Origin of the sequence: Streptomyces sp. NPDC005863, from assembly GCF_042871345.1 — a bacterium.
Lineage (GTDB): Bacteria > Actinomycetota > Actinomycetes > Streptomycetales > Streptomycetaceae > Streptomyces.
The window spans coordinates 63,983-80,036 of sequence record NZ_JBIAII010000001.1; the positions used below are offsets into that span (position 1 = coordinate 63,983).

The 16,054-nt window shown below is 72.2% G+C and carries 10 protein-coding genes; all 10 read right to left on the bottom strand.

The genetic code is table 11. The features are described 5' to 3' along the window. Window positions 1-74 precede the first annotated feature (74 nt). Window positions 75-617: a GNAT family N-acetyltransferase gene (locus tag ACFYO9_RS00235; protein WP_355811878.1), complete on the bottom strand. Its 543-nt coding sequence runs from the start codon at window positions 615-617 to the stop codon at window positions 75-77. 30 nt (window positions 618-647) lie between these two features. Further along, on the bottom strand, window positions 648-1,496 hold the full coding sequence (locus ACFYO9_RS00240) for a GNAT family N-acetyltransferase (protein WP_355811875.1): 849 nt from the start codon (window positions 1,494-1,496) through the stop codon (window positions 648-650). 1,296 nt (window positions 1,497-2,792) lie between these two features. Then, window positions 2,793-3,950: a flavodoxin-dependent (E)-4-hydroxy-3-methylbut-2-enyl-diphosphate synthase gene (ispG, locus tag ACFYO9_RS00245; protein WP_355811872.1), complete on the bottom strand. Its 1,158-nt coding sequence runs from the start codon at window positions 3,948-3,950 to the stop codon at window positions 2,793-2,795. 227 nt (window positions 3,951-4,177) lie between these two features. Beyond that, entirely contained in the window at window positions 4,178-5,479 is a 1,302-nt protein-coding gene (locus ACFYO9_RS00250) for a site-2 protease family protein (RefSeq protein ID WP_358773881.1), read from the bottom strand. Continuing rightward, window positions 5,476-6,753: a 1-deoxy-D-xylulose-5-phosphate reductoisomerase gene (dxr, locus tag ACFYO9_RS00255; protein ID WP_358773882.1), complete on the bottom strand. Its 1,278-nt coding sequence runs from the start codon at window positions 6,751-6,753 to the stop codon at window positions 5,476-5,478. Before dxr ends, ACFYO9_RS00250 begins: the two co-directional genes overlap by 4 nt. A gap of 181 nt (window positions 6,754-6,934) precedes the next feature. Then, entirely contained in the window at window positions 6,935-8,881 is a 1,947-nt protein-coding gene (locus tag ACFYO9_RS00260; RefSeq protein WP_355811863.1) for an acyl-CoA dehydrogenase family protein, read from the bottom strand. A gap of 215 nt (window positions 8,882-9,096) precedes the next feature. Further along, window positions 9,097-9,447 (bottom strand): hypothetical protein, encoded by a 351-nt coding sequence (locus tag ACFYO9_RS00265; protein ID WP_388665871.1) that lies wholly within the window; start codon window positions 9,445-9,447, stop codon window positions 9,097-9,099. Window positions 9,448-9,622: 175 nt separating this feature from the next. Further along, entirely contained in the window at window positions 9,623-11,068 is a 1,446-nt protein-coding gene (locus tag ACFYO9_RS00270) for an aldehyde dehydrogenase family protein (RefSeq protein WP_358773886.1), read from the bottom strand. Between the two features lie 478 nt (window positions 11,069-11,546). Beyond that, window positions 11,547-13,262, bottom strand: coding sequence for a PucR family transcriptional regulator (locus ACFYO9_RS00275; RefSeq protein ID WP_358773887.1), 1,716 nt, complete (start codon window positions 13,260-13,262; stop codon window positions 11,547-11,549). 207 nt (window positions 13,263-13,469) lie between these two features. Then, window positions 13,470-15,860, bottom strand: coding sequence for an ATP/GTP-binding protein (locus tag ACFYO9_RS00280; RefSeq protein WP_358773889.1), 2,391 nt, complete (start codon window positions 15,858-15,860; stop codon window positions 13,470-13,472). Window positions 15,861-16,054: the final 194 nt, after the last annotated feature.

Genomic DNA, 16,054 nt, shown 5'->3' on the forward strand with positions numbered 1-16,054 from the left:
TTTACTCCTGCTGCGTGAGGGTGATGCCCAGGAGGTTAGCCGGGGCCCCGGCGCGGGCGGAAATCGGTTGTTGCTCAGACCCGTCGCGGCAGCGGCAGCGGGGCGCCCATCACGGCGTACGGCTTGGCGGCGCTCGGGAAGAGCACGCGGCGTGCCAGGTCCGTATAGCCGAGGGAGCGGTACAGGCCCCGGGCGGGGCTCTCGACGTCGATCGCGGAGAGGATCGAGCGGGGCTCGGGGACGCCCTCGGTGATGGTGGTGATCAGCGTGCGGCCGACGCCGCGGTTCTGGTGGCCGGGGTGCACGTGCAGCTCGGTGATGACGAAGGAGTCGTCGAGCCAGTCGTCCAGGTTCTGGCTGCGCAGATACGGCTCGACGACCGTGGACCACCAGTGGTGGCGGTCGTTGGGCATGCCGTAGACGAAGCCGACGAGCCGGCCGTCGGGGGTGGTCGCGCCGAACGCGCGGGCCTGCGGATAGCTGACGTGGCGCAGGACGATCTGGCGCCGCACGGCCACTTCCTCGTCGCTCAGCCCGAAGGCGTGGGCCTGGACGCGCAGCGCGTCGTCCACGCGTGCGGCGAGGTCGAGGGGCCCGATCACGACGTCGTCTGTCATGGGATCGACCCTACTTCGCCGGGGTCCCGATCAGAACAGGACGCTCATGAACGCCCCGACCTCCTGGAAGCCCACCCTGCGGTAGGCCGCCCTGGCCGCGGTGTTGAAGTCGTTGACGTACAGGCTGGCGACCGGGGCGATGTCGGCGAGGGCGTAGCGCAGGACGGCGGCCATGCCGGGGGCGGCGAGGCCGCGGCCGCGGTACTCGGGGGCCACCCAGACGCCCTGGATCTGGCAGGCCTGCGCGGTGGCGGCGCCGATCTCCGCCTTGAAGACGACCTTGCCGTCCCGGTCGACGCGGGCGAAGGAGCGGCCCGAGCCGACGAGTTCGGCGACGCGGGCCTGGTAGAGCAGTCCGCCGTCCCCCGCGAGCGGGGAGATCCCGACCTCCTCGGTGAACATCGCCACGCACGCCGGCATGATCGTCTCCATCTCGTCCTTGCGGACGCGACGGACGTACGGGTCCGGGGTGATGTCGTCCGGGAGCCGGTCGGTGACCATCAGGGGCTGCTGGGCACGGACCTCGCGGGCGGGGCCCCAGGACGGTTCGAGGAGCCGCCAGAGCTGGGCGGTGGAGGCGGCGGGCCCGACGATGGACGAGCAGCGGCGCCCGGCCCTGCGGGCACGGTCGGCGAAGCCGCGGATGGCGCGCGGGGTCGCGCAGATGGGGACGAGGTTGGCGCCCGCGTAGCAGAGAGAGGCGAGCATGCCGTCCTCGTACCAGCCCCACATCTCGCCGCCGAGGCGCCACGGGTCGAGGCCCGCCACCTGGACACGGGCGGTCACAAAGGCGTTGGCGACCGGCTCGCGGTCGAGCACGGCGATCGCGGCGTCGAGGTCACTCGGTTCGAGGACCCGGGTGGTGGTCTGAGTCAACACGTGCGGGGGCCTCACCATACGGTCTGCTGATCTCCGCACTGTACCTGGCGGGGGCGCCTTGTGCGGGGGGCGCCTTTTGTCTGGCGCCTCTGCCTCGCCGGGGGCGGCTGGCCCTGGGCGGGGGCGGGGGCTTGTCGCCGCTGCGCGGCGGGGCGGGGGGCCTCCGGCTGCGTCACGGGGGGGGGAGGCTTTTTGCCGCTGCGCGGCGGGGGGGGCTTCCGACTGCGTCACGATGGGGTGGACGCTTTTCGCCGCTGCGCGGCGGGGGCTGGCCCTCGGGTGCCTTGCGGCGGGGGCGGGCGTGTTTCGCCGCTGCGCGGCTGGGGCCGGCCTCCCGGTGCCTCACGGTGGGGGCGGGCGATTCTCGCCGCTGCGCGGCTGGGGCTGGTCCCCCGGGCGCCTTTCGGCGGGGGTGAGCGCGTTTCGCCTCTACGCGGCTGGGGCTGGCCCCTCGGTGCCGTCCGGCGGGGTGGGCGGTTCTCGCCGCTGCGCGGCCGAAGTTGGTCCCCGGGTGCATTCCGGAGGGGGCGAGCGCTTCTCGCCGCTACGCGGCTGGGGATGGCCCCGGGTGCCCTCCGGCGGAGGCCAGCGCGTTTCACCGCCGCGCGGCGGGAGCCGGCTCTCGCTGTATCGCGGGGAGGACGGGCGCTTTTCGCCGCTGAGCGGGCGGGGCCAGCCCGCGGGTGCCTTCCGGCAGAGCGGGCGGCACGGCCGAGGCTCGGCCCGGGCTGCCTTCCGGCGGGGCGGGCGCTTTCATCGATGCTCGGCTGGGGCTCGCCCTCGGCTGCCTCTTGGTGGGGGCGGGCGTCCTTTCGCCGCTTCGCGGCGGGGTCGGCCCACCCGCCCACCCGTTTGCCCGGCGACGTCACGTTGCCGGATAGGGCGGGCGGGTGGGGAAACCGCCGCGGAGCGGCGGGCCGGGCCGGGGCGGTGCCGGGGATCGTGTGTACGGCGCGAAATCCGCACCCGCGACCAGGACCGACGTACGGGCGGGCGGGTGGGGGAACCGCCGCGGAGCGGCGGGCCGGGTCGGGGCGGTGCCGGGGGCCGTGTGTACGGCGTGGCACCGCATCCTGCGCATGGGCGGGCAGGGAACCGCCGCGGAGCGGTGGGCCAGGCTCGGGCGGTGCCGGGCACGGGGTGCACCGGGCCGGAGGCACACCCCCGCACCCCGTCGACCCCGCATCGACCACCCCGTACCCCTCCCAGCCCCCACCCCCCACCCCCCCCACGCAAGAAACCCCGCGCCGCCAGGACAGGCGGCACGGGGCGGGCAGGAAAGAGAGTGCGCGGGCGTCAGCCCGCGACGGAGATCGTCGGCTCGCCGGAGGCCACGCCGTCCTTCTCCATCTGCTCCGCGATCTTCATCGCCTCATCGATGAGCGTCTCCACGATCTTCGACTCGGGCACCGTCTTGATGACCTCGCCCTTGACGAAGATCTGGCCCTTGCCGTTGCCGGAGGCGACGCCGAGGTCGGCCTCGCGGGCCTCGCCAGGACCGTTCACGACGCAGCCCATGACGGCGACGCGCAGCGGGACCTCCATGCCGTCCAGGCCCGCGGTGACCTCTTCGGCGAGCTTGTAGACGTCGACCTGGGCGCGGCCGCAGGACGGGCAGGAGACGATCTCCAGGCGGCGCTGGCGGAGGTTGAGGGATTCGAGGATCTGGATGCCGACCTTGATCTCCTCCGCGGGCGGCGCGGAGAGGGAGACGCGGATCGTGTCGCCGATGCCCTCGGAGAGCAGCGCGCCGAACGCGACCGCCGACTTGATCGTGCCCTGGAAGGCGGGGCCCGCCTCGGTCACACCGAGGTGCAGCGGGTAGTCGCAGGCCGCGGCGAGCTGGCGGTAGGCGTTGACCATGACCACCGGGTCGTTGTGCTTGACCGAGATCTTGATGTCGCGGAAGTCGTGCTCCTCGAAGAGGGACGCCTCCCACAGGGCCGACTCGACGAGCGCCTCGGGGGTCGCCTTGCCGTACTTCTTCAGGAGCCGCGCGTCCAGCGAGCCCGCGTTGACGCCGATCCGGATCGGCGTGCCCGCGTCCTTGGCGGCGCGCGCGATCTCCTTGACCTTGTCGTCGAACTGCTTGATGTTGCCGGGGTTCACCCGGACCGCCGCGCAGCCCGCGTCGATCGCCGCGAAGACGTACTTCGGCTGGAAGTGGATGTCGGCGATCACCGGGATCTGCGACTTCTTGGCGATGATCGGCAGCGCGTCGGCGTCGTCCTGCGTGGGGCAGGCGACGCGGACGATCTGACAGCCGGAGGCCGTCAGCTCCGCGATCTGCTGCAGCGTCGCCCCGATGTCGGACGTACGCGTCGTCGTCATCGACTGCACCGAGACCGGTGCGTCCCCGCCGACGGCCACCGCGCCGACCTGGATCTTGCGGCTGACCCTTCGGTCGGCGAGCTTGGTCGGAACGGACGGGATTCCGAGCGATACGGCAGTCATCTGGCGAGCATCCCCAAGAGTGTGGATCACAGAGGCGTGAGTCGAGGTCCCGAGATCGGCGGGCTCCAGGCTTCGAGATTACGGCACCCGGTGGTGGCCGAACACATCCCGTCCCAAAGTCCACCCAATGGAGGGCGGCCCGTCACATAGTGTTTCGGGCCGCCGCAAACCTCTCGTAAGAGGACGCTTGCGGAGAAGCGTCCGGTTCCTTCACGCGTCCGGTTCCCTCAGGAGAGTCTCACCGGGTTCACCACGTCCGCGATGAGCACCAAAATCGTGAAGCAGATGAAGATGCCCGCGACCACGTACGCGACCGGCATCAGCTTGGCGACGTCGAACGGGCCCGGGTCGGGGCGGCGCAGGACCTTCGCCGCGTTGCGCCGCACGGACTCCCACAGGGCGCCCGCGATGTGGCCGCCGTCGAGCGGGAGCAGCGGCAGCATGTTGAACAGGAACAGGGAGAGGTTGAAGCCCGCGATGAGGAACAGCATCATCGCGATCTGGTTCTCCGGCGGGATGTCCAACGTGAACACGTCACCGCCGACGCGGGCCGCGCCGACCACGCCCATCGGGGAGTCCTGCTTGCGCTCGCCGTCGCCGAACGCCGCGTTCCACAGGTCGGGGATCTTGGAGGGCAGGGCGACGATCGACTCGACGCCGTTCTCCATCATGTCGCCCATGCGGTCCATGGACTCGCCGAAGGACTGCTGGACGATGCCGGTGGCGGGCGTGAAGCCGAGGAACCCGGCGTACACGTACTTGCCCTCCACGTAGGCGCCGTCGCCGTCGGTCTTGGTGACCTGGTTCTTGATCAGGTTCGCGTGCAGGTCGACCCGCTTGCCGTCGCGCTCGACCGTGATGGTGGCCGGGCCGATGGTCTCGCGGATCTTCGTCTGGAGCGTGGACCAGTCCTCGACGGGCTTGCCCTGGAAGGCGACGATCTTGTCGGCCGGCTTCAGGCCCGCGGCCTTGGCGGGCGCGGCCTTGTCCCCCTTCGCACACTTGGTGCGGTTCTCGCTCTGCTGGATGACGCAGTCGGAGACCTTGCCGACCTGGGTGGTCTGGCTGCTGATGCCGAACGTCATCATCACGCCGAGGAAGATCGCGACGGCGAGGATCAGGTTCATGAAGGGGCCCGCGAACATCACGATCACGCGCTTCCACGGCTTGCGCGTGTAGAAGAGGCGGGACTCGTCGCCGGGCTGGAGCTCCTCGAAGGCGGCCGAGCGGGCGTCCTCGATCATGCCGCGCCAGGGCGACGTCGACCGTGCCTCGATGCGGCCGTCCGCGCCCGGCGGGAACATGCCGATCATGCGGATGTAGCCGCCGAGGGGGATGGCCTTGACGCCGTACTCGGTGTCGCCCTTCTTGCGCGAGAAGAGGGTCGGGCCGAAGCCGACCATGTACTGCGGCACCCGGATGCCGAACATCTTGGCGGTCGACAGGTGGCCCAGCTCGTGCCAGGCGATCGAGAAGAGCAGCCCGATCACGAAGACGACTATCCCGAGAATCATCATCAAGGTCGTCATGCACGGGCCTCCGCGGTCGTCTTGCCTGCCAGTTCGCGTGCCCGAGCACGCGCCCAGGTCTCCGCTTCGAGGACGTCCGCGACGGTCAGGGAGGTTCCCGACCCCGCGGAGACCGGGGCGCCGTGTTCCTCCACGGTCCTCGTCACGGTCTCCATGATGCCGTTGAACGGCAGCGCGCCCTTCAGGAAGGCGTCCACGCACTCCTCGTTGGCGGCATTGAACACCGCCGGGGCCGTGCCCGCGAGCTTTCCGACGTGCCGGGCGAGGCCGACCGACGGGAACGCGTCGTTGTCCAGGGGGAAGAACTCCCAGCTCGACGCCTTCGTCCAGTCGAAGGCCGGGGCCGCGTCGGGGACCCTTTCGGGCCAGCCGATGCCGATGGCGATCGGGCCACGCATGTCGGGCGGGGTCGCCTGCGCGAGCGTCGAGCCGTCGGTGAACTCGACCATGGAGTGCACGTACGACTGGGGGTGGACGACGACCTCGATGCGGTCGAAGGGGATGTCGTAGAGGAGGTGCGCCTCGATGACCTCCAAGCCCTTGTTGACCAGGGTCGCGGAGTTCACCGTGATGACCGGGCCCATCGCCCAGGTGGGGTGCGCAAGGGCGTCCTCGGGGGTGACGTGCGCGAGGTCGGCCTTGGTCCGTCCCCGGAAGGGGCCGCCGGACGCGGTGACGACGAGCTTTCGCACGTCCGCGCGGGTGCCGCCGGCCAGCGCCTGGAAGAGGGCCGCGTGCTCGGAGTCGACCGGGATGATCTGGCCGGGCTTGGCGAGGGCCTTGACCAGGGGTCCGCCGACGATCAGCGACTCCTTGTTGGCGAGCGCGAGGGTGCGGCCCGCCTGCAGGGCGGCGAGGGTGGGCGCGAGGCCGATGGAGCCGGTGATGCCGTTCAGGACCGTGTGGCACTCGGACGCGGCCACCTGGGTCGCGGCGTCGGGTCCGGCCAGGATCTCGGGCAGCGGCTCCCCCGCGCCGTACTCCGCGCGCAGCGCCTCGCGCAGCGCCGGTACGACGTCCTCGCGGGCGACCGCGACGGTGCTGACCCGCAGCTGTCGTGCCTGCTCGGCGAGGAGGCCGACGCGGCCGCCCGCGGCGGAGAGCGCGGTGACGCGGAAGCGGTCGGGATTGCGCAGGACGAGGTCGATGGCCTGGGTGCCGATCGATCCCGTGGAGCCGAGGATCACGATGTCCCGCGGTCCCGATCCGTCCCCGGCGGTCACGGGGTCGAAGACGAGATGCGGGTCGGCGAGGGGGGATGGGCTGTCGCTCATCCCCCCATTGTGGCCGCAACACGCCTCCGCTCCGACAGGGCATGCCCGGTTGGGGGCGCGCGTGGCGCGCGCGGGGGTTCATTCGTCCGTACGGCGCGTACGCGCGTGACCCCGCCCAAGCCCTGCCGGGGCACGGTGCGACCCCGGCGGGCGGTCCGTGCCGGCCGGGGTCACGGCCCGTTCACCCCTCCTTGATCACCCTGCGCACGTCCGGGCGCGGCTTCTTCGGGAGCGTGGTGTCCGCGATCCACGGGCCCTCGCCCGACGGGTCGACGACGCCCTCCTCCAGCCAGGTGTACGTGCCCGACAGGACGCCCTTGACCACGGTGCGGTCCAGTTCGTCGGTGTTGGTCCACAGGCGGTCGAAGAGCGCGTCGATCCGGATGCGGGACTGGCGGCAGAAGGCGTCGGCCAGTTGGTACGCCTCGCGGCCGTGGGCCTCGGTGGTGCGCAGGAGTTCGGCCCGTACGCATGCCGCGCTCATCGCGAAGAGCTCGGCGCCGATGTCGACGACGCGGCCGAGGAAGCCCTGCTTGGTCTCCATCTTTCCCTGCCAGCGGGACATGGCGTAGAAGGTGGAGCGGGCCAGCTTGCGGGCGCCGCGCTCGACGTAGCGCAGATGGCCGGAGAGGTCCGGGTGGCCGTCCGGGTGGAACTCCGCGTACGAGCGCGGGAGTTGGCCGGGTCCGGTGACCAGCTTGGGCAGCCAGCGGGCGTAGAAGCCGCCGGCCCGTGCGCCCGCCTTCGCCTTGTCGGACAGTGTCTTGTCCGGGTCGATGAGGTCGCCCGCGACCTTCAGGTGGGCGTCCACGGCCTCGCGGGCGATGAGCAGGTGCATGATCTCGGTGGAGCCCTCGAAGATGCGGTTGATGCGCAGGTCGCGCAGGATCTGTTCGGCGGGGACGGCGCGTTCGCCGCGGGCCGCGAGGGACTCGGCGGTCTCGAAGCCGCGGCCGCCGCGGATCTGGACGAGCTCGTCGGCCATCAGGCAGGCCATCTCGGAACCGTACAGCTTGGCGAGGGCGGCCTCGATGCGGATGTCGTTGCGGTCCTCGTCGGCCATCTGGGAGGACAGGTCGAGGACGGCCTCCAGGGCGAAGGTGGTCGCCGCGATGAAGGAGATCTTCTGGCCGACCGCCTCGTGGTACGCGACCGGCTTGCCCCACTGTTCGCGGGCGCCGGACCACTCGCGGGCGATCTTCAGGCACCACTTGCCGGCGCCGACGCACATCGCGGGCAGCGAGAGCCGCCCGGTGTTGAGGGTGGTGAGGGCGATCTTCAGGCCCGCGCCCTCCGGGCCGATGCGGTGCGCGGCCGGGACGCGGACGCGGTGGAAGCGGGTCACGCCGTTCTCCAGGCCGCGCAGGCCCATGAAGGCGTTGCGGTTCTCCACGGTGATGCCCTCGGAGGACGCCTCGACCACGAAGGCGGTGATGCCGCCCTTGTGCCCCTCGGACTTCGGGACGCGGGCCATGACGACGAGCAGGTCCGCGACGACGCCGTTGGTGGTCCACAGCTTCACGCCGTCCAGGACGTAGTGGTCGTCGCCGTCCGGGACGGCCGCCATGGCCATGCGGGCCGGGTCGGAGCCGACGTCCGGTTCGGTCAGCAGGAACGCGGTGATGTCGGTGCGGGCGCACCGGGGCAGGAAGGCGTCCTTCTGCTCCTGGGTGCCGAAGATCTTCAGGGGCTGCGGTACGCCGATGGACTGGTGCGCGGAGAGCAGCGCGCCGATCGCGGGGCTCGCGGAGCCGACGAGGGCGAGGGCCTTGTTGTAGTAGACCTGCGTGAGCCCGAGCCCGCCGTACTTCGTGTCGATCTTCATGCCGAGCGCGCCGAGCTCCTTGAGCCCGTTGATCACCTCGTCGGGGATCTTCGCCTCGCGCTCGATGCGGGCCCCGTCGATCTTCGTCTCGCAGAAGTCGCGCAGCTTGGCGAGGAACTCCTCCCCGCGCTGCGCGTCCTCGTCGGGCGGCATCGGATGCGGGTGGATCAGGTCGAGCCGGAATCGGCCGAGGAAGAGTTCCTTGGCGAAGCTGGGCTTGCGCCAGTCCTGCTCACGGGCGGCCTCGGCGACCTGCCGGGCCTCGCGTTCGCTCACGGACGGTTTGGGGGTTGGTGCGGTCATGAGGAGCTCACCTCGCCGCGGAGTGGGGCGTGCGGGCCCGGGGACCCGTCGCGCCCGGTCGGTTACTGACTGGTGCTACTGGATCGTTGGTACCCGATCCATCCCGACCTCACCAGTCTTCGCGCAGCGTTCGGCGCAGAGGGAGCCCCGATCGGGGCGGCAGCCGGAGTGCGACACTCCACGGTCTGCTTCGTGTGGGCCGCGGCGAGGGCCGATCACCACCGGCGATCGCGCCGGTCGCGTTCCCGGTGCTGGTTCGTCACGAGCCAGATAACGCCGAGGATCACGGCGCCGGCCATCCAGACGAAGATGAGCATGCCGGTACCGATCAGCGTGCCGAGGTCGTTGCCCGCCGCGCACGCGTCGTCCGCGCAGGTCTCGCCCCCGTCGCTCGCCGCGTTGACGCCGACGACGACGCACACCAGCATGAGCGCGTTGAAGGCCAGGATCACCCAGGTCAGCACGCGCCAGTGCGGGCGTCGGAGGCGACCGTGCGTGCCGGGCGGCCGGTTCGGCGGGGGCGGGATCGGTCGGGACCACTGCGGGTGTGCGCCGTGCTGGGCCATGGCGAGCCTCCAGATGCGCAAAGGGCTCTTATCCGAACGATACGCCCGTACCCGGGAGTTCGGCCGGGCGGCCGGACCCGGACCTCGGACATCGGACCTCGGGCCTCGGACCGCTGACGAGAACGGCCGGAGCCCCCGCACAGTGGGCTCCGGCCGTTGGTCTGCGTCGGCGGCGTTACAGGGCCAGGCCCGTCAGGACCATGACGCGCTCGTACGTGTAGTCGTCCATCGCGAAGCGGACGCCCTCGCGGCCCACTCCGGACTGCTTCACGCCGCCGTACGGCATCTGGTCGGCGCGGTAGGAGGGCGCGTCGCCGATGACCACGCCGCCGACCTCCAGGGCGCGGTGGGCGCGGAAGGCCGTCTGCAGGTCGTGGGTGAAGACGCCCGCCTGGAGGCCGTACTTGGAGTCGTTCACCGCGTCGAACGCCTCGGTCTCGCCCTCGACCTTCTTCAGGGTGAGGACCGGGCCGAAGACCTCCTCGCAGGAGATCGTCACGTCGGCCGGGACGTCGGCGAGGACGGTCGGCGCGTACGAGGCGCCGTCGCGCTCGCCGCCGACGAGCAGGTTCGCGCCCGCCTTGACCGCCTCGTCGACCCAGGACTCCACGCGCTTGGCGGCGTCCTCGCTGACCAGCGGGCCGACCTCGGTCGCCGGGTCGGACGGGTCGCCGGTGACCTGGGCCTCGACGGCCTTGACCACGCGCGGCACCAGACGGTCGTACACCGCGGCGTCCGCGATGACCCGCTGCACGGAGATGCAGGACTGGCCGCCCTGGTAGTTGGAGAACGTCGCGATGCGCGAGGCCGCCCAGTCGAGGTCCTCGTCGGAGGCGTAGTCGGCGAGGACCACGGCCGCGCCGTTGCCGCCGAGCTCCAGCGTGCAGTGCTTGCGCGGCACCGAGTCCATGATCGCGTAACCGACCTGCTCGGAGCCGGTGAAGGAGATGACCGGCATCCGCTCGTCCTGGACGAGGGCGGGCATCTTGTCGTTGGCGACCGGCAGGATGCTCCACGCACCGGCGGGCAGTTCGGTCTCGGCGAGCAGCTCGCCGATGATCAGGCCAGAGAGCGGGGTGGCCGGCGCCGGCTTCAGGATGATCGGCGCGCCGACGGCGATCGCCGGGGCGATCTTGTGCGCGCAGAGGTTCAGCGGGAAGTTGAACGGCGCGATGCCGAGGACGACGCCCTTGGGGAAGCGGCGGGTCAGCGCGAGACGGCCCTGGCCGCCCGCGTCGGTGTCCAGGCGCTGGGCCTCGCCGCCGTTGAAGCGGCGGGCCTCCTCCGCGGCGAACCGGAAGACGGAGACCGCGCGGCCGACCTCACCGCGGGCCCACTTGATCGGCTTGCCGTTCTCGGCGGAGATCAGCTGGGCGATCTCCTCGGTGCGCTCGACAAGCCGGTCGGAGACGTGGGCGAGGGCGGCGGCGCGGACATGGGCCGGGGTCGCGGCGAACTCGTCGCGCACGGCGTACGCGGCGGCGACGGCCTCCTCGACCTGGGCGTCGGTCGGGACGGCGGCCTTGCCGACGAGCCGTCCGTCCCAGGGCGAGGTGACGTCGAGGGTGGTCTCGCCGGTGGTCTGGCGACCGGCGAGCCAGAAGGCGTGGATGGAAGTCATGTCGATTCCCGGCCCTTCCGCGGTGGTGTGTCTGGGGGGTACGTCCCTCACCGTAGGGGGAGGGGGAGTCGGTGGCGTTTGTCCGACGCGGAGTGCTGGCCGGGGGCCTCGCGCCGGTTTGTACGTGTCGCCCTTGTTCCTTCGCTGTTCCCCTGTGGGGCGCTGGCCGCGCGGGCTTCGGCGTTCTTCGGCCGCGAGCCCGCGAGCCCTGTGCGGGCCGGGCGCGGATTCCCATCGTTCTTCGGCCTCGGGCCCGCGGGGGCTGGGCGCGCAGTTCCCCGCGCCCCTGGTGGGGGTGGCCCTCGCCTTTCGGCCGCGGGCCCGCCGGGGCTGGGCGCGCAGTTCCCCGCGCCCCTGGTGGGGGTGGCCCCCGCCTTTCGGCCGCGGGCCCGGTTCCGCTCGTTCCTCGGCCGCGCGCCCGTTCGGGCTGGGCGCGCAGTTCCCCGCGCCCCTCGTGGGCGCCCCGCACCCGGGACCTTCAGTCCGAGCCCATCGAGGTTGCCTTCAAGGAGAGCCACAGTTCCATCCGGACGTCCGGGTCGTCGAGGGAGCGGCCCAGGATTTCCTCCACCCTGCGCATGCGGTAGCGCAGGGTGTGGCGGTGCACGCCCAGGTCGGCCGCCGCCGCGTCCCACTGGCCGTGCCGGGAGAGCCACGCCCGCAGGGAGGCGACGAGGTCGCCGCGGCCCGTCGCGTCGTGCTCGTGCAGCGCCCGCAGCAGCCCGTCCGCGAACGCCCGCACCGCGTCGTCCGCGAGCAGCGGCAGGACGGAACCGGCGGCCAGCTCCTCGTGCTCGACGAGCGCGCGCCCGCGCCGCCGCGCGACGGACAGCGCCTGCTCGGCCTGTTTGTACGCGGTGGCCGCCGCGATCGGCCCGGCCGGCGCGGAGAGCCCCATCACCAGCTCGGCCTCCTCGCCGGAGGCGGCCGGCTCGCGCCCCGAGGTTCCGCGCCCCGCCTCCAGGGCCCCCGCGTACTCCGCGCAGGCCCGTACGCCCGAGCCGCCGTCGACCACGAGCAGCACGAGCCGTTCGCCGTACGGCACCACGAGCAGCGCCTCGCCGGAGCGCGCGGCCGCCGCCTCGACGACGTCGACGAGCGCGGCGAGCGGGTCACCGCCGGCCGAGGCGTCGGCCACCGCGGCGCGCACCGCCGCGGACGCGTTGCCGGGTCCGGCCTCCGCGGCCCCCTCCCCCGAGGCCGAGGCCGACGCCGCCGCAGCAGCGGCCCCCACCCGCACCCGTGCCGCCGAGGCCGACGCGACCTCCGCCACGATGAGCCGGAAGGGCGCGTCCAGGAGCCCGCCGTACAGGTCCCCGGCGACGGTCCGCGCGTGGTCGGGTTCGCCCGCGAGCAGCATCCGCAGCACGGCCGCGCCGATCCGCTGCTCGGCGGCGTGCAGCGAACGGGAGCGCTCCGTGGTGAGGGTGAGCAGCGCGATGGCGGAGTGCACCGCGTACCGCTCGGCGGTACCGAGGGTCGAGGCCGTGCCGACGGCGAGCGCGGCGCGCGGCCTGCGCCCGGTGCCGAGCGAGTGCAGCTCCACGCGGTCCTCGGCGCCCGCGACGACGGAACTGGCGGGCGCCGGGCGCTCCCTGAGCCGTTCGACGTCGGCGGTGAGCCGGGCGGCCCGCCGGGTGGACCAGTCCGGGGCGGAGGCGACGACGGCGCCGGACGCGTCGTACAGCGCGGCCCAGCCGTCGACCTGCCCGGCGAGGGCGAGCAGCAGCCCCTCGGGGCCCGCGCTCAGTGCCTGCTTGGTCAGTTCGCGCTGGGCGGCGAAGCCGGCCGTCACGGCGCGGTACTGCTCGGCGGCGATGGCGGCGGATACGGCCTTGCTGATGGCGAGGAAGGGGGTGCGCCGGGGCACCTCGATGAGCGGCAGCTCCGCTTCGGTGGCCGCGTCGAGGAGGGCCTTGGGGACGTCCGGGTAGTGCACGCCCACGGCGAAGCCGAGGCCGACGACGCCGGCGCCCGCGAGCCGTTTCACGTAGCGCCGCATGGCCTGCGGATCCTCCGCGTCCAGCTTCAACGCGGTGATCAGGAGCAGTTCGCCGCCCTCCATGTAGGGCACGGGGTCGGCGAGCTCACTGGCGTGCGCCCAGCGGACCGGGGCGTCCAGATGTCCCTCACCCGCGCGCACGGTCAGCTTGAGCGCGGAGTGGTGGACGAGCGAGGCGAGCGTGGGCGGCATGGGACCTTCAGGTCTGCGGCTGGCGGGGCGGGCGGGCTTTTCGGCGCCCGGGGGTGCGGGCGCCGGGACGGAACTGCGTCGTACGGATCGCAGTCTGGCGTTCTTCAAACGATGTGGATCTTTTGGCCGGTCCGTATGAACGACCTGTGTCGATTCTGCCTCACCGTACGGTACGAACAAGACGGAAAGCCGCGGTAAGTACCGCCCCTATACGGCCGCCACTTGATCCCGAAGGTCCACCAGCAGGGGAGGCGCGTGATCGCCCCCCACCGTGGTCAACGACAGCACGGCGTGCCCCGGCGGCAGTGAGTGGGCGAGGTCGGAGGCCGACCAGCGCTCACGCTCGACCCGCCGCACGGTGACCGCATCCGTCGTCACCGCCTTGCCCGTGACGAGCTTGCGCAACGAGTGCAGCATCCGCGTCATCGGCTGATCGGCGAAAACCGTGTGCTGGGCGACTTCCTTGGTCTCGATCCACTCGGTGCCCCAGGCCTCGGTGAAGCGGCGGCCGTCCCAGGTCGTCACCCCTGAGAACGCCATCCTGCAACCGACCGCCGCGTACAGCGGGCCCTGGAGTGCCTCCGGCACTTCCCCTATGGTGCGCAACCCGAGGACCACCCCCGCGTTCAGCGACCGCAACCGTTGAATGGCTCGAACGCTCTCGGCGGTGAGGGTGCGCGAAGCGTCGTCGAGGATCAGACAGGCGAAGTGTGGCCGCCTGGTGCGACCGCGCACGACGTGGGTGAACTGGGCGAGCAGCAGCCTGGCCAGCAGCCGCGAGCCCTCCTCGTGACCGTGCTCGGGCAGGTCCACCCGGACCCGCAGGGGGTGGTGGACGACGGCCCGCATCGAGAAGGGGTTGCTGTCGCCACCGGGGTTGAAGAAGTCGGCGAACGCGGACCGGTCGAGCAGGGCCAGCCGATCGGCGAGTGCCGGCCCCGGGTCGTTGGGAGACCCTGCCTGACGCATCCGGGCGTCGAGTTCACGGCGCATGGCGGCATGCTCGCCCGGGGTGAGTCGCGCCTGGAGGGCCGCCAGACCTGCCGGGTCCCCCTCCAGCAATTCGCGCAGTACGGGAACGGGCGGGAAGCGGCCATGCGCGGCATGGTAGGGGCCGAGCAGTTGGGCGAGCGAGGTGGCGGCCCGCCGAGTGTCGACGGCTTCGAGATCGCCGACCAGTCCTTCGGCGAGGAAAGCGGCCGCTTCGTCCGGGTCGACGCAGTCGGCGTACAGGTCGAGGTCGTGCACAGAAGCCGGGTCGCCTGGCTTGACCACGACGTCGTAAGCGTCGTCGGCCCCCAACGCGGTTCCTGCCGCGCACACCACGACGACCGCGCACTGCCCGGTGAGTGCGCCCAGAGCGAGTGACTCGGCCACGGGGCGCATGAGGCGGCCGGTCTTGCCGGCACCGGACGGGCCCACCGCGAGCAGGGAGGTGCCGAGCGCTTCGGGCCCGAGGGCGGCACCGACGCCCCGCACCGCATAGGGATTGCGATCGTCCTTCGCGAAGCGGCCGATACGGACCTGGCGGACGAGCAGGTCGTGGGTGGCGGCGCGGGCGGGCACGTCACGCTGCCCGGAGGGGTGGGTCCAGGCCGTTGCCCCCTGTCGGACCACCGTGTCGACGAAGGTCTCCCGCGCCACCGGGTCGGAGGCGGCGGTGCGCCAGGCGTGCATGATGCGGGCGCAGTCGACGTCGTTCATCCGTCCGCTGATCACTTCGGCCGACAGCAGGTCAGCGGCCCGGCCGCAGCCGGCCGCCCGCAGTTCCGGCCAGTGCGCACGGACAGGGGAACCCGCAGGGCGGGGCGGGCTCGCAGACCGGCGCCCGGTCGCTCCCCTGGCCTCGCGAACTGCCTGCCACCAGCCACCGATCCGCGCGAACGGCCACAACACGGCGAGCGTGATCAGGGCGTACAAGGCATCGGTGGCCACCGGCGAGGTGAAGAAGTCGAGGCCGACGACGAGGGCGACGAACGAGAAGACGGGGTCGGCCACAGGCAGAGGGCGGATGTCGAGCCCAAGTGCACTCGGCCAGACATAGACGAGTGCACCCACGGCCGCCACGGAGGCGAGCACGGCGCGGGACGGCTGCGGGCGCTGCACCACGTAGTGCCGGATCGCGTCGGACCAGGCGCCCAGCCGCCCGACGGTGTACACAAGCGCGCCGAAGACCACTCCGTCATAGACGATCCGTGCCTCGGCGCCCCGCCACTCCTTCGGCTGAGTGCTGCCGGCCCACCACCAGTCGCCCGGCGTGAACAGCTTCAGGACGGCCCACTGGTACGGGACGCTGCCCTGCCTCCACAGCGACCAGAATAGAAGGCCGAGCAGTGCCGAGATCACCATGCCCACGATCAGGCGCCGATCGGTGCCCTCGGCCTCCGCTTCGGGCTCCGATGGCCGGTGCCCGTAGCGCCAGACTCCTGGGGCCGCTTCGGGGCGGGGCGCGGCAAGCCACTCGGCCACGGTGGAGGAGGGCTGGGCACCGGGAGGCCGCCGGGGAATCGGCGGCGCGGGCGCGGTGGGAGGTGCCGGGTGCGGTGCCGGTACGGCCCGCTTCCCGTCACGTGCTCCATGCGTGCCGTCGGTGTCCATGGTCCTTGCCCCCTGACCTGCCGGTCCGTCCGTCGATCCGCGCTCAATCTAGTGCCAGCGCGGGGCGAGTTCACCGGTTACGCGCCCGGTCCACCCCGGGGGCCCGTCAGCCGCATGTGTCCAAGTCGGACAACCATGCCGTGCGACCCCACCCCGATGGAGCATGACCGCCTGCCCGTCCCGCCCCTAATCTG

Coding starts and splice junctions, on each gene's coding strand:
- ACFYO9_RS00265 (WP_388665871.1), bottom strand. CDS start 9,447: ATGGCCCAGCACGGCGCACACCCGCAGTGGTCCCGACCGATCCCGCCC.
- ACFYO9_RS00260 (WP_355811863.1), bottom strand. CDS start 8,881: ATGACCGCACCAACCCCCAAACCGTCCGTGAGCGAACGCGAGGCCCGG.
- ACFYO9_RS00280 (WP_358773889.1), bottom strand. CDS start 15,860: ATGGACACCGACGGCACGCATGGAGCACGTGACGGGAAGCGGGCCGTA.
- ACFYO9_RS00235 (WP_355811878.1), bottom strand. CDS start 617: ATGACAGACGACGTCGTGATCGGGCCCCTCGACCTCGCCGCACGCGTG.
- ACFYO9_RS00250 (WP_358773881.1), bottom strand. CDS start 5,479: ATGACGACCTTGATGATGATTCTCGGGATAGTCGTCTTCGTGATCGGG.
- ACFYO9_RS00270 (WP_358773886.1), bottom strand. CDS start 11,068: ATGACTTCCATCCACGCCTTCTGGCTCGCCGGTCGCCAGACCACCGGC.
- dxr (WP_358773882.1), bottom strand. CDS start 6,753: ATGAGCGACAGCCCATCCCCCCTCGCCGACCCGCATCTCGTCTTCGAC.
- ispG (WP_355811872.1), bottom strand. CDS start 3,950: ATGACTGCCGTATCGCTCGGAATCCCGTCCGTTCCGACCAAGCTCGCC.
- ACFYO9_RS00275 (WP_358773887.1), bottom strand. CDS start 13,262: ATGCCGCCCACGCTCGCCTCGCTCGTCCACCACTCCGCGCTCAAGCTG.